This window comes from Providencia sp. PROV268, assembly GCF_028477805.1.
GTDB lineage: Bacteria > Pseudomonadota > Gammaproteobacteria > Enterobacterales > Enterobacteriaceae > Providencia > Providencia stuartii.
Genome location: NZ_JAMPLW010000039.1, coordinates 1 through 14,617, shown reverse-complemented (window position 1 = coordinate 14,617; position 14,617 = coordinate 1). Strand labels below are relative to the sequence as shown.

General features: G+C 36.8%; 17 protein-coding genes and 1 pseudogene. 5 read left to right on the top strand and 13 right to left on the bottom strand.

The annotated features are described in order from the left end of the window. The 13 genes and pseudogenes from PR699_RS19180 to PR699_RS19120 form a co-directional block, all read right to left on the bottom strand. Positions 1–779 (bottom strand): polysaccharide export protein (locus tag PR699_RS19180; RefSeq protein WP_272577887.1); only part of this gene is annotated, 779 nt, incomplete at its 3' end. Positions 780–824: 45 nt separating this feature from the next. Next, positions 825–1,772 (bottom strand): NAD(P)-dependent oxidoreductase, encoded by a 948-nt coding sequence (locus tag PR699_RS19175; RefSeq protein WP_272577886.1) that lies wholly within the window; start codon positions 1,770–1,772, stop codon positions 825–827. 9 nt (positions 1,773–1,781) lie between these two features. Further along, the gene (locus PR699_RS19170; RefSeq protein ID WP_336297936.1) at positions 1,782–2,597 is read right to left on the bottom strand and encodes a glycosyltransferase; all 816 of its coding nucleotides are present in this window, start codon (positions 2,595–2,597) and stop codon (positions 1,782–1,784) included. A gap of 7 nt (positions 2,598–2,604) precedes the next feature. Beyond that, positions 2,605–3,735: a hypothetical protein gene (locus PR699_RS19165; protein WP_272577885.1), complete on the bottom strand. Its 1,131-nt coding sequence runs from the start codon at positions 3,733–3,735 to the stop codon at positions 2,605–2,607. Next, positions 3,732–4,766: a hypothetical protein gene (locus tag PR699_RS19160; RefSeq protein WP_272577884.1), complete on the bottom strand. Its 1,035-nt coding sequence runs from the start codon at positions 4,764–4,766 to the stop codon at positions 3,732–3,734. The genes PR699_RS19165 and PR699_RS19160 overlap by 4 nt, the downstream gene beginning before the upstream one ends. A 17-nt stretch (positions 4,767–4,783) precedes the next feature. Then, complete coding sequence (locus tag PR699_RS19155; protein WP_272577883.1) at positions 4,784–5,608, bottom strand: glycosyltransferase family 2 protein; 825 nt, start codon at positions 5,606–5,608, stop codon at positions 4,784–4,786. 27 nt (positions 5,609–5,635) lie between these two features. Next, positions 5,636–6,802, bottom strand: coding sequence for a nucleotide sugar dehydrogenase (locus tag PR699_RS19150; RefSeq protein WP_272577882.1), 1,167 nt, complete (start codon positions 6,800–6,802; stop codon positions 5,636–5,638). A gap of 41 nt (positions 6,803–6,843) precedes the next feature. Further along, positions 6,844–7,649, bottom strand: a protein-coding gene (locus PR699_RS19145; protein ID WP_272577889.1) for an IS5 family transposase whose coding sequence is annotated in 2 segments (ribosomal slippage) — positions 6,844–7,296 and positions 7,299–7,649 — 804 coding nt in all. Because the reading frame shifts where the segments join, the coding sequence is not laid out codon by codon here. Between the two features lie 61 nt (positions 7,650–7,710). Beyond that, positions 7,711–7,815 (bottom strand): annotated as a pseudogene (locus tag PR699_RS19140) (NAD-dependent epimerase/dehydratase family protein); the annotation flags it as partial. An 891-nt stretch (positions 7,816–8,706) separates the two neighbouring features. Further along, positions 8,707–9,051: a hypothetical protein gene (locus PR699_RS19135; protein WP_272577881.1), complete on the bottom strand. Its 345-nt coding sequence runs from the start codon at positions 9,049–9,051 to the stop codon at positions 8,707–8,709. Positions 9,052–9,238: 187 nt separating this feature from the next. Beyond that, entirely contained in the window at positions 9,239–9,526 is a 288-nt protein-coding gene (locus tag PR699_RS19130) for a hypothetical protein (protein ID WP_272577880.1), read from the bottom strand. Positions 9,527–9,777: 251 nt separating this feature from the next. Then, positions 9,778–10,029, bottom strand: coding sequence for an AlpA family transcriptional regulator (locus tag PR699_RS19125; protein ID WP_272577879.1), 252 nt, complete (start codon positions 10,027–10,029; stop codon positions 9,778–9,780). A 99-nt stretch (positions 10,030–10,128) separates the two neighbouring features. Next, a complete protein-coding gene (locus PR699_RS19120; RefSeq protein WP_272577878.1) occupies positions 10,129–10,746 on the bottom strand; it encodes an inovirus Gp2 family protein in 618 nt (205 codons plus the stop codon). 852 nt (positions 10,747–11,598) lie between these two features. Between PR699_RS19120 and PR699_RS19115 the strand changes: the two genes are divergently transcribed. The 5 genes from PR699_RS19115 to PR699_RS19095 form a co-directional block, all read left to right on the top strand. Continuing rightward, complete coding sequence (locus tag PR699_RS19115) at positions 11,599–12,417, top strand: hypothetical protein (protein WP_196715755.1); 819 nt, start codon at positions 11,599–11,601, stop codon at positions 12,415–12,417. Positions 12,418–12,499: 82 nt separating this feature from the next. Further along, a complete protein-coding gene (locus PR699_RS19110) occupies positions 12,500–13,384 on the top strand; it encodes a GTPase family protein (RefSeq protein ID WP_272577877.1) in 885 nt (294 codons plus the stop codon). Between the two features lie 99 nt (positions 13,385–13,483). Continuing rightward, on the top strand, positions 13,484–13,771 hold the full coding sequence (locus PR699_RS19105) for a hypothetical protein (protein ID WP_272577876.1): 288 nt from the start codon (positions 13,484–13,486) through the stop codon (positions 13,769–13,771). Continuing rightward, positions 13,740–14,120, top strand: coding sequence for a hypothetical protein (locus PR699_RS19100; protein ID WP_272577875.1), 381 nt, complete (start codon positions 13,740–13,742; stop codon positions 14,118–14,120). Before PR699_RS19105 ends, PR699_RS19100 begins: the two co-directional genes overlap by 32 nt. Positions 14,121–14,248: 128 nt before the next feature. Continuing rightward, on the top strand, positions 14,249–14,617 hold a 369-nt coding region (locus PR699_RS19095; protein ID WP_272577888.1), incomplete at its 3' end, for an antirestriction protein.

The window sequence follows — 14,617 nt, the reverse complement described above, 5'->3', positions numbered from 1 at the left end:
CCTACTTCGCCCATCACAAACACTTTTTGCCCGTCATTACGTGGTACATATAGTACATCACCCGGTAGCATCAGATGGTTTTGGGTTAGGTCGCCATACTGAACTAATGCTTGCAGTGAGATTTTTATCTCTTTGCCATTTCGGGTGAGTACGACATTGTCCCAATCGGCTTTTTCAGTCAGGCCGCCTGCATTATTAAAGGCCTCTAAAACCGTTAGCGGTACGTTAGTAATCGGTAATGTACCGGGTTTAGCCACTTCACCTGACACATACATTTTCTGTGAGCGGAATGCCGCAATACTGACATCCACTTGTGGGGATTCAATATAGATAGCCAGTTTACTGCTAACTAAATTACGGATCTCCGACAGTGTTTTACCAACAACTTTCACGTTACCGATATAAGGGTAGTAAATAGTGCCATTGGAATGAACCCAGTTACCTGAGTCGGCAGCGCTACGGTAAGAACCCGCTGGAATAGTTAATTCAGGGTGATCCCAGACAGTGATGGTTAATACATCACCGACACCCACACGATATTCATAAGTGGAAAGTTGTTTATCAAGTGTCGGGTTTGGTTTGGCGATAACAGGTGCTACGTACATCTCATCTAACAGTTTTGGCGAGATCGGATAGATATCCACAAATTTATAGATATCACGATCGCCAGTGTCGACGACATTTTTGCCTGATGTAGACATATAGACACCAGGGGTAACGGTACAGCCGGTTAATACTGTAAGCATTAGTGCAGCAATAGAAAGGCGTTTCATAGACACTCGCGATTCCTTTAGCAAGATGATGATAAAAGAAAATATTTTAATTTATTTGAATTCATATTGAACAGTATTAGCAATACCTTTTTCAAGTGTCACTGGTGCCTTGAAAGATGTATCTGCTATATAATTTGATTTAAACTGCGTTCTAGCACAAAATTTTTTCACCCTGATGCTGCTTACCGGGAATTCTTTACCAGTAATTTTAGATAAAACATCAAAACAATATCCACCTATAATACCAATAGGATAAGGAATACGAATATTTGATTTTGGTTTATCTAATGCATTACAGATAACGGTTGTTAACTCATTCATTGTAAAATCAGGTTTATCAATATAGTTGAAAACGTGTTTACCTTCAGAGAAAGTTGTAGCGAAATAGATAAATGCTGCAACATTCTCCACATAAGCCATCGATTTTTGATTATTACCACCACCAATCATTAAAAAACGACCGGAAGCAATTTGACGGAATAGATTATAAACATTTCCACGATTATTCTCGCCAAATACCACCGTTGGACGAATAGTAACTAGTATATTGTCACTTGATTTAGCTTGCCAAGCATCATACACATGTTCGGCTTGTAATTTTGATTTTCCATAATCATTAAATGGATGATATTCACCATCTTCACCAGTCTCTTTTTCTACAAATCCATAAACAGCAACAGAAGAGGTAAATACGATATGTTTAATACCAAGTTGTTCAGCAACATCACAGACATTTTTCGCTCCATCCACGTTTACTTCGTAGTATAGGCTAATAGGATGAACGTTATCTTTATGTTGGGCGGAAAGGTTAATGATTACATCACTTCCTTTTAATGGCTCAATAAGTGTTTCAGGTTTAGTAACATCACCAAACTCCCATTTTTCAGGGTGAGCTTCACTTTTTTGAATATCAACAATTTTAAAGTCGACATTTTGAGATTTTAATTGATTAGACAGACGTGTACCGATAAAACCGGAACCACCGATAATTGTTAGCATAATAAACCTTTATTTTCTTAGCTTTTTATAAATCATTGAAAGTAATGATGTAGGTAATAATCTAGGGATGCTACGCAAAGTGAAATTTAAATAAGCACTAATTGGGGTATCAATCTTTTTATTAATTTTTAATTTGGCTAACTGAAATTCACTTTTTATATATTTAAGTCCTTTACGCCTTTCAAGCATTGAATTACCTCCTCTAACTTTGACTAATCTATCCTGTAGATTTTCTACCCTATGACCTGCAGCAATGACCCTAATCCATAAATTATAATCTTCCATGTATAAGTGGTGCTGATAACCACCAACGGCCTCAATGATATCCTTGCGAAAAGCAACTGTCATATGGTTAAAAGGATTTCTTTTTTTTGTATATTCAACAATTTCTTCATGCGTGCTAGGGACAATTCTATATCCCAGTGATTGTGATAACGTAGAGTCAAATTCTTCTGTACAAGAGCCAAGTAGAACTATATTCGGATTTAATTGTATGTATGATAATTGTTTTTCAAACCTATCAAGGGTGCAATAATCATCTGCATCCATTCTAAATACCCATTCGTGTGAGCAATGCTTTAGTCCCTCATTTAAGGCTTGGCCTAATCCAACATTTTTTTTTAGTGCAATAATTTTTATTATTTCAGTATGTTTTTTTTTCCATAATGAAATTATTTTATCTAATTCATTTGTTAATAATCCATCTTTTATAATTACTATTTCATCAGGAAATAAAGTTTGATTTAGTATACTAGCTAATGCCTTATCTAAATACAATGGATTTTCATTTTTATATATTGAAATTAATACTGTAAATTTAATCATAATGCACTCAGTAATTAGTTCTTCTATTTGATGTCAACAAATAGAAAACGTATATAATAGTTATTATTCCCATGAAATATGAATCAAACATGAAACTCATTAACTGGCAATATATAGCAACAATATATACATTCATTTTTTTTAAAATCAAGTTGAAATATAAAAACATTAAAAGTAAAAAAATAATACCATGATCAAATAATATTTGCATATAAGAATTGTGCATAACTCTACCGAATAACTCAATGCTTAATCCAGAACCAAAGCCATACAAAAAATGCATTGGTTCATGAATCAACATTTGTGCACCTAGAATTTGGGCGTTTAGTCTAAACATTAATGAATTAATTTTCATGCTGATATAATTATCTTGCCAATCTTCAATTGCAATTATACTATCATTATCACTTAAAGAAAGGATAAACAGAAGATAAATCAAAATAGTTAGGAACAAAACTAAAAATAATGAAGTCGATTTGTTTTTTATATAATCAAAAAAAATAAAGAAGATAAGTGCTAAAAACATTGAGGATGTTGCTTGAGTTAATATTATTAATATGAAAACAAAAACAGCAGCTGTTGAAGACATATGAATATTATTTATTTTTTTTATCATAAGGAAAGATAATAAAATAATTGCTGAATAATTTGGGTCTAGAGATAGATTTGGTAATCGATATGTATTGAATATTCCACTGTTTAACTGCTCAGCGTTGAACCAAAAAAACATTCCTATAATAGATAGTGTTATTATACTTATCCATAGCATTTTTGAATTGTATGTGGAATATGTTTTTTTTAGCATAACAAGAGGAAATGTAATGGAGGCTATTTTCCCTAATTTTCCTAGTATATGAATTAGACTCATGTTGAAGGAAAGTATTAAAATCATATAACTCAATACTATAACAGAAATAAAATAAATTAACCTTTTTGGTGATAAAGAAAATTGTTTGTTTACTAAACACAACAACATTGATAGTAGAATCAATGGTATTTGGATATTTGACGTAGCTATTGGTGTTATATTTAATAATAAAGATGATATTACTAAAGAAGAAGAAATGCTATTAAATGTTTTATAGAATAAAAATATAGCAATTATATAATAAACAACTGATAAAATAACTAGGTTCATGATTTAATTTTTATTATGTTAAGTATGAATTTACTCACTTCACTTGTTGATAAAGATTGATCTACTTTATAACATTGTTTGTTATGTAAATTTTCCACATGGGTCTCAAAATTATATTTTTTAGATAAATATCTGTTTGAGCATAAAATTGGCTTATTAAAGGCTTGAACTTGATAAGCCTTTGCAGGGGTTATTGTATTCATAAATTCGCTGTTTTTATAGGGGAGCAATAAGTATTTTGATTGATTAATTGTATTAGCAAGAATTTTCATATCGAAAATAGCATCGATAATTAATATATTGGCATTATTTCTAAGGTTATTATCGGGATTATTAGAGATAATGAGAATTTTATATTTTTTAGATAACTCTAGAATAATATCTATATCTATATCATGATGAAAACTGCCATAATAGCAGAAATCATATTTATACTTATCTATAGATGGAATATTAAAAAAATCATCTGGAACAGGCGGTGGCATTAATATAGCTAGATTTGAATTAGTAAAGTTCGGATAAACTTCATATTCTAGTGCTAGTTTATTCATGACATTTTCATTATCACATAAGACAGTAGTATATTTGTTTTTTATTAGTTTCTGCTCAAAGTCTCTTATTTTTCTAGTAAATCCTTGCTGAGTTGAATCATGAACACAATAATAATAATAATTATTATTGTGTTTGAAATTAAAAATATGTTCATGAGGGACAAAGCTAATGATAGATGATTTTTTGTTTTTATCTATTAACTTATTTATTTTATATTGGTTTAAAGCTTTAAATATTCTAAAAGGAGGAAGTAAATTACATTTAATAACTTTGCCATTACCATTGCCATTGCCTTTTGACTTATTTAATTCAAATAAAGATTTTATTATTCTTAAAATATTTTTTTTATTTGGTAATTTCATTGTTACTCTTTCAATAAAATAACAATCCTCATTATTCTCAGTTAAATAATCAAAAAGATATTGATTTATATGTTTGTTATCATTGTAATTAATCTCACTAAAAATATAAATTGTCATTGAGAGCTTACCTTCTTTTATTTTTTAATTGATCTTTTTATGAACCCTAGAAATCTTTTTATATTCCCAGTGATTAATAAATATTTATAATCAGAATACTTAACTTTTTCAGAGGCTAGCATTTTAAAAATAAGAAATAACGATATAATATGTTTCGTATTCATATGGTGGATGTTGTTTTTTAAAAACATAATAAATGCTTCTGTTTGTTTTTTTCCATTTGTTATTCTTTCTTCATGTTCAGTATGTGCTATATAACTACTACCCTTCATCTTATAGCAAACACCAAATCTTTTTATTATCTTTACCCATGTGTCATAATCTTGCCATGCAGGGTATTCTACATTAAATCCGTTTACTGCCCTTAAATTGTTAGTTAAAGTGAATATTTGAGAGCCAACTATGTTAAAATAAAGTAGCTTATCTAAATCTATTTCTCCAGAATAATTATTAATTATTTTATTATTTACCGTTATATTATCACAAATAAATGAGTAATTATTCGAGGTATAGAAAGTATATAATTTTTTAATTCTGTTAGATTTAAACTCGTCATCATCATCGAGTCCAGTTATATATTTAGATTTAGCTGATATAATAGCTCTATTTCTAGATTCAGGAGCACCTAGATTGGTTGCATTTCTTATGTATTTGATATTATTGTAATTATTTGCAAGCTCTAAACAATATTCTTGTGTACCATCAGTAGAATAATCATCAACAATAATAATTTCATTAACTTGCATTGTTTGGTTTAATACGGATTGAACTGCTCTTTTGAGCATCTCAACACGATTATGGGTCGTAATATAAACGGTTATATCAGCAGATGGATTAGTCATATTATTTATCATTGAATTAATTGAATTTTAGTCGTTACCAAACAGATCGCGGGTATAAATTTTGTCAGCGACATCTTCCAATTCATCTACAAGGCGGTTAGCCAAAATAATATCGCAATCGGCTTTGAATGCTTCAAGATCACGATACACTTTGGAGCGGAAAAATTCGTCCTCTTTAAGCACCGGCTCATACACAATCACTTCAATGCCTTTGGCTTTGATGCGTTTCATCACACCTTGTACCGCCGAGGCTCGGAAGTTATCCGAACCCGCTTTCATCACTAAACGATATACCCCGACTTTACATGGCGCTTTGGCAATAATCGCATCCGAAATAAAGTCTTTACGGGTACGGTTAGATTCCACAATCGCGTTAATGAGGTTATTCGGTACATCGTCATAGTTAGCCAGTAACTGTTTGGTGTCTTTCGGCAAGCAATAACCGCCATAACCAAATGAAGGGTTGTTATAATGGCTGCCAATGCGTGGGTCTAAAGACACCCCTTCGATGATTTGACGTGCGTTCAAGCCACGGCTCTCTGCATAGGTATCTAATTCATTGAAATAGGCCACACGCATCGCTAAGTAAGTATTGGCGAATAATTTAATCGCTTCCGCTTCAGTGCCATCGGTAAACAGCACAGGAACATCTTTTTTGATAGCGCCTTCCAGCAGCAAATCCGCGAAGATTTCCGCTCGCTCAGAGCGTTCACCAACGACAATACGTGATGGGTACAAGTTATCCCACAGCGCGCGGCCTTCACGTAAAAATTCAGGGGAGAAAATCACATTGGTATAGCCAAACTCTTCACGCAGGCGCTCAGTAAAGCCAACAGGGATGGTGGATTTAACAATAATGGTGGCTGCTTGGTTAATTTTCTGCACATCATGAATGACTGATTCAACTGACTTGGTATTGAAGTAATTGCTTTTCGGGTCATAGTCAGTCGGTGTGGCTACAATCACATACTGTGCGCCCGTATAGGCTTCAACAATATCTTGGGTTGCACGGAAATTGAGTGTTTTTTCACGCAGAAACTGTTCAATTTCGGTATCGATAATCGGCGATTGCTTATTGTTCAGCATCGCCACTTTTTCAGGCACGATGTCGACGGCCACCACTTCGTGGTTTTGTGACAGTAACATGGCGTTAGACAGACCCACATAGCCTGTACCTACAATTGCTATTTTCATTAGAAACATGCTCTATGTATTTATATTAATAAATAATTGTGTCAACTTTGCAAATTAATACATTTTATGAAATCTTTTGTTCTTGATAAAAACATTCCACGTGAATTTTCGACCTTTTTCTCCCAGCGGGTGAGAACACGCCGAAAGCGGTTCATCCAGCTATGCGTTCTTTCCACAACCCAAAGATGAGTCTTAAAATCGCTGTTTTTGATCGCCTCAGATTCGTCTTTCCTCGACTGGATATGAGGCTCATAGCCCTTGTTTTTCAGATACAATTCCAGCCATTCAGCTTCGTAGCCTTTATCCATACACAGGCGTAGATTTTTGCCCGTCTTTCCTGTCTGGAGGGCATCGAGTGTATCTGCAACCAGTTTTATGTCGTGCGTATTCGCTCCCGCTACCACCACAGAGAGGGGCAATCCGTTCCCATCAGTCATCAGACTGCGCTTTACGCCCCGTTTCTCCCGGTCTGTTGGGTTCTTGCCTGTTTTTTTGAGCCTGCCAGCGGTGATTTGGTCATACAACCATCCATCGACAGCCACGACCAGTCAATAGCGTCCAACTGTTCGCAAGCAAGCAACCCGTTTTGCCAGAAGCGTTCAAATACTCCAGCATCCCGCCACTCCTGAAATCGGCGATGAGCAGAGCTTGACGAGCATATATCGGTGGCATTTAGCGCATTCCACTGGCAACCCGTCCTGAGTACGAAGAAAATGGCGTTCATTGCAGCGCGATTATCAACCCGCTTGCGGTGCGTACCCAGCGGGTGTTGAGTTCTATGCTCCGGGATGAGAGGAGCCATTTTCTCCCAGAGTCCATCACTGATTTGCCACTTGTTGCCCACTATGCTTCGCCCTCAGAAATTATCATTATGTATTATCTGGCAATTCCTTTTGGGATAGGTTCTAAGTTAGTTTGTCGACATTAATAATAGTGTCATTGGTATTATTAATAATATGACGAACAACCGCAGAACCAATAAAGCCTGCACCACCAGTAACTAATATTTTCATCTTGGAGTAATAAGTCGTATTTTGATTGTAAAAAACAGAGTGCCAAAAGTGGTTATTTCATGATTTTGGCACGCTACCGCCCCGGGCTTACAGCTACCTGTTCACTGATAATTCTTAATTTACTCAACTAATTTTGGCTATTATACCCAAATAAGCTCGGGTGAGATAGTTGTTAACTAAACTATCTATAAATCAGATATACTTACAGATAAATCTTACTGTGCTCCCCTCCCCCCACTTTAGTTCCGCACCCTTTTGATATTCCATTATTTTCAGCTAACAGCTGATATAGGTTGGCCTCTTAGATTTGCATTATTGATACTTTGATATGCTACCGCCCCCGAGGCTCATAAGGTAAAACGGTAAATTATTCCAAAGCAAATCCGTCCTCACAGGCCATAAAGACGACGAAAAACTCACTTTCACATCAAACAATACAAGCAACTTATCTTAAATAAACGGTTTGAATTATAGGCATAGCAAGGCAACCCAGCAATATTTTTTTCTATTTATTTTAAATAGATATAAATACTCACATATAGAGTTATACGTACCCTGTCAATAACAGATAAAAGGTGAGTATTAGGCAACTTAGGAGGATTTTCATGTCAGTGAATTCATTACCCTCGACAACAGCATGACTTAAGCTACTGAGGACGGTTGTATATATAGCAGTTGCATCAGTTTGCCTGATTGATTGCCATCCGCAAGGCAATTATAAAAGTGTGTAAAGTGAAGGCATAGCGTTATCAGATATGAGATTTGTCATGAGAAGGAATATCAACACACAGTGAGTAGCACGCGCTAATGATATTAATCCTTTTTATCCTCCATATTACTTTGCCGTGCTTATCGGCTGAACAATACATATTCATCCATGATAGCTGTTAATCACCAATTTTCGGCTTGCCTATCAATCACCCATTCTACGAGTTGTTCTTTGGATTTCAACTTAAGTGTATGGTTCCAATCGTCTAACTGTGCCCCTAACAGCAAATCATACCAACATAACCAGACCAATTTCGGGCGTATTTCCGGATCATTAAATTGCTGAAATAAACTGATTAACTTGTTAGCAAAGGCGTGCTGTTTAAGACGCACACATTCACTGAGCAGTATACCTTCCAGCATAGGGTGGTAGCGTAACAGCCGTTCCTCGATATGAAAATTCAGCCTTAACTCCTCTTCTTCGGTGAGCTTATCAGGGTAGGCTTTTGGTGGCAGTACCGTGGTCACATTTAGCGAAAACGTGATTGATTAACCTAACACCATGAGCATTAAAAGGTCATAATGGAAACGATTTTTCTGTTTTAGGCTGATGTTCCTCTGTTACATTCTGGGCAGGAATACACCAAATCCCCTCATGGCACTTCGGGCAACATTTTTGATTGTTTGTAAAATACTCACGACACTGCACACAAAACTAATCCGTGATCTTTAATATTGGTGAAACTGATCGAACCTGTGTGCTCAGTCGTGCCTTGTCTTCTAAGCTCTTGATCTTACTGATGCCCCGTGGACAGTGCTCTGCGCTCTGAGGATTAGAATGGGTAAACCATGACTCCGTTGGCGTCTTATGCAGTGTGACGGGCTCACCGCAGTGAGCACAGTAATAGTTTTCTCGTGAATAACTCGGTTCTTGGGTGGCTCCCGCGAAACGATTGTTCTGCGTTAAGGCTAGCGACATTTTGACTTCATGTAATTTAAGCATGGGTGTGCTCCTTCTGTAAAATTTAAACTAAACGTTCTGAGTACCCAACATTCATGATCCACACTCGGCAACCCACCTTGAAACTTAGAAGACCACTGAGCTGTGCCTACATGCGTATCGAGCTAGGTTCGTATGTTTAGGGCGTCGCTTTGCCTAGAGCGCATTCAATCGCACCAGGTGTGGTTGAAATTGAGTTGGTGGGTAATGGGTGGGTATGCTATGGAAAATGCACGGCGACTCGCGCTAGTGCCTTAGGATCCAAGGGCGGAGTTGCCCCCTCTCGATTCATCAATGCGTGCTTGTAACCACTGTTCTACTTCACTTTTCAGCCATCTTGAGCTGCGTCCCAGTTTAATCGGTTTGGGAAACTCACCGTCTTGAATGAGCTTATAAAACCACTTATCCGTTAAGCCTGTGAGCTTAGTGATGAATTTCATATCGATAAATTGGTCATTTAACAGCGATGGCGTTGTTACTGTTGATGTTTCAATTGGATTTGTCATGAGGAAAAACTCCTGTCTTTAAAATTAAAGTCAGAAGCGATACCGGTTTGATGAAAGGGATATCACTTCAAGTCATGACATCCCTTCTCCAGTTTTTAATTACCGACTACATCCAAATGACCGCTCACCCTCTACATAAAACTTGGTATGCAACTTAGCGAGATACCGAATTCGATTTACAATGATATTTTGGGATTGATTCGTCACAATGTAGGTATAAACGCCATCTTCAGTTTCTTCTTGCTCGACACGATATAAATGCGTGACATTTTTACCCGCAATGTTGACTAATGGGCGAGACGGTAAATACGCTATTTTGATGGCACTGCACCAAGCCTGTTGTAACATGACATAAAGGGTTCCACTCTCTTTTTTGAAATCCCCTAAGGAGTGATAGATATCTTTGTTAAGCAGCAACATCACGTGGTAGTGCTTTTGTTTATTCTTTTCACCAATCTCTTTCACCCAACAATAATGTAATTCACAGGAAAGATTACGTTTCCAAGCCTCTTTTTTCTTTTTAAGGTCATTTTTGATTTTAGCCTTAAGAGATTCAAAGAATCGGGTAATTGCTGTGGAGTCATCTGCAACATCTTCTGGTGTAATTGGAAAGCGTAAATCAAGGTGTATGGCAGTTAAGCGTTTATGTACCGCTAGTGCTTTATTGATGGTACGGTTAATTTGGTTTACATAGTGTTGGTTTAGCTTTTTTGACATGACGAATTCCTCTTATGTTGGTTGGATGTCATATCAATGGGAAGGCTTGTTGCTAATTACAGTTTCGTTATTAGGAGAATAAGCTAACCGATCTAAGTCTGCTGCTTAAGGCAGCAAGATCATCATACTGACTAAACTTTTAAGGGAAGATGAGGTTGGTAAGTCACTGTAGATTTATAAGGCATGTGTTAACTATTTAGGTTATCTATGCATTAATAGGTTTATGGAAGATGATGACAATCTAGGTCTATAGGTATCGTTTTAGATGTGTAGGTTGGTTTTTGTATTAGAATAGTCGTGTTGATATTTAAATGTATTGTTTATATGTAGCATGTATATTTATATAACTATACCAACACACCGATTAGGCTATTTTCGTTAAAAAGCTTTAGTAAGTACTCAAGCGTATGGACGTTAACCTGAAATTAAATTGAGTTTGAGCGCATTTTTTCAATAAAAACCACAACTCACTACTCTGATATTAGCCCCCTATTTTCACTTCTCAATGACCTCATTTTTATACTCTTCCCCCTTAAAAAACATGCAAATTTTAACTGCTACCCTCATTTTTTCGCGGGTCATCACGAATACCGTAAGCCCTGAAGCCTTCCAGCCAATATCATCAAAAACAAAGATGGAAAATTATAGATATATGATAATAATGATATTTAATAAATGTGCGCACTTTGAGATGCGCGATAATCTACGTAAAAATTAAGCCTATCGCTTATCCGTTGCTTTGGGTGCTGAACGTTTCTGCCAAGTAACGCATATTTTTTTACGGCATAATGCATCTATTGGAGTTCGTTTCAGTATGTCATACTGGCTCATTAGGTTGGTGAGGAAGGGACGATGCCAAGTAAATACCGAGTTCATATTAATTTTAAAAACAAGCGCATCTATGATCACATACTCAAAGGTGCGAAGCGCGCTAATACAAAACCAGGAAAATTTGCAGAACAGCTTATTGAGAAAGAAATTAATCGTTCTATCATGCACTATAAAAATGATGATATCGATTTGAAGGGAGCCTATTACGAAATCACATGTGTAAAGTCGAAAGAAGGATTGATGTCGAGACCAACTAAATTCTGGCCCGGCGGCGTAAATAAAGATTACACAGTAGAGGAGTTTAATGCTCGATTCATTAAATCTAAGAGAATCAACAGAACGGCTGTATCTGAATTAATTAAAGATGAAATTATCAATCTAAAAAATTATCCTGATAATCTCATCAAGCCACTTGCTGATATAACGCTTATACTCATAAAAGAAGTTAATGTGAATATCTTAGACATAAAAAAAAGTGATCATGATGAAAAAAAATATCAGCCAAAAATTAGAGTTGCCTTGAACTATGAGGCAGAAATCGTCCCTGTGTATTTAGGTAATAACATCTTAGAAATAAATATTCTAGACATTAAACACTATACATTTGCCCAGTTATTTCAAGAAAATCGAGCTTATCATTTAAAAAAATTATTCTGTGTTCAAATAACGCGAAAAGGGGGGTATTTTTTGAGGGCACTCAATTCCCCCATTTACCGTGATGACGTGTTATGTGAAATCAAAGAAAAATATCAACAGAAAGTTAAAGCCTACATTGATGATAAAAATATCAGTATAAAAAACCGTTCAGAGCAAGCTAAGCAACTGATGGTACTTTCTTAGTTATCACTTAATCACAACCCCTTTCAGTTAGATATTTTTTCAGCGCCATATTATCTCCTTGTAAAATCACAAGGAGATTTATATGCCAAATGAACATATTGTTTCATCATTAATCAAAGCCACTCTACCTAACTCACTGTCACACCTGCAATCCTACCTCTTACATGAAGTTAACCAAGTTGTTCACTACTCCCCTACCATTGGCCTCATGGGCAAAACAGGCGTAGGTAAATCGAGCTTATGCAATGCCCTGTTCCAATCTGACGTTTCTACGGTGAGTGATGTCGAAAGTCGTACTCAGTCGGCTAAACGACTACAAATGACATTAGGGAAGCGCACGTTAACCTTGATTGATTTTCCGGGAATAGGCGAGTCACTGTCGTGTGATAAAACGTATCAAGCGTTATATCAGCAAATGTTACCGGAGCTGGATTTGATTATCTGGGTGTTAAAAGCGGATGATAGGGCGTGGACGTCGGATGAGGTAACTTACCGCTTTTTAACACAGCATTGTGGGTATCAAGCTGCGCAATTTTTATTTGTTATTAATCAAGCTGATAAAATTGAGCCTTGCCGTGAATGGGATGTTCATGCTTGCCGCCCATCCCACCAACAAGCTAACCATTTACAGTTAAAAATCGATGCCGTACAAAAAGCATTTTCCCCTCATCATCCTGTCATTGCTATCTCAGCGAAAGAAGGCTACCAAATTGGCGTGTTAGTTGAGCACTTTATTCGCGCCTTACCCGCGCAAGCCAGCAGCAGTACCTTAACGCAATTAAAGCCAGTCTACCGGACAGAACATATCAATTCGCAGGCGAAACAAGATTTTGGGCAATGTGTGAATCAGGCGATGGATGACCTGATTTATCAACTGCCTCTCCCTATGGGGATAAAAGACACCTTTATCCAAATCAAAGACACGCTGGTTTCTGCTGTCGTCTCACTTTGGCGATGGCTATTTTAATCATTCTAACCGTTATTCACCGAAACTCATCTAACTCTCATTGATTCATACATTATCAATCAAATACATCATTTTTCATCTTACCAATAAGGAATGACAATGAACCTAAATCCTATATTCTCACCACTCAAAGCAAAATTTGTCCTATTTAGTGCAGCCCTATCATTCAGTACTCTACTGGTAGGATGTGGTGAAAATGCCTCCTTCATCACACAGTGCAAACTTCAAGGGGGAAGTCGTGCACTGTGTGAATGTGCATGGGACAAAATGTCTGAGAAATACTCAACTCAATATTTAGTGGCGGTCGGTAAAGGCAATGTTATCCCGCCTGACCGTTTTACGCAGGAAATGCTCAATGCTTTTATTCAATGCCATCGCTCGAAATAACGGCTCTTACGGTCTTACTTGGAGATTTTCACTCATGCGCTCCCTTTTTCTAAAGTATCTGGGCATCGCTTTTGGTATTGCATTTATCATCCTAATTTTTAATGTGTTTAGCGCTACGGATCATGTTCATGGATTCTGGCATGGCGTGAGTATCCTCTTTTGGCTCACGTTAAGCCCGACGATAGGGATGACGCTCGGTGCACTCATACGACAGTGGTTGATGCCCGATGCGATTTATACCCGTGAAGGCACACTCGGCCTCGCGAAAGCTAAACTGTTTTGGGCGGTAGGTCCACAAGGTATTGGTTGGTTATTAGGCGCCTTAGCTGTCGCTGATAAGCTCACATAAATTCCCTCATTATCATCACACCCATTTGTTTTTATCACTAACGCCAACAGGGGAAACCGTGTTGGCGTTTTTTTATCATCAACTTACTGGAGAATACCATGACTCAGTCCTTTTTATCATCCAATGACATGGAAACTATTCATCGCTCTACAGTTCCTCTTATGCAACGTTCAGATTTCTGGCAAACTCATTTTGGCAACGTTAAAGGCTTTTCAACCTTTGAAGTGGTGATTTTTACTACCATGGGCCAGTTTTGTGAGGACTACCACGGCGGGTATTGGGAATATTGCACTTTATCTAATGGCGGCGCTTTTATTTATCCCGATTTGAATCAAGAGGAGCTTACGCTATTCAATCAGCATAACGGCAATGAGGCGAGCGTTAGCTGTGAAGCGGCAGGCATTGCTGTGTGTTTGATGATGTACAGTTTATGGTCATTTCAAACGGAAAGTGACACCCTCGTCGATCGCTTTTATCAGTTGCGTGATTATGCGGCG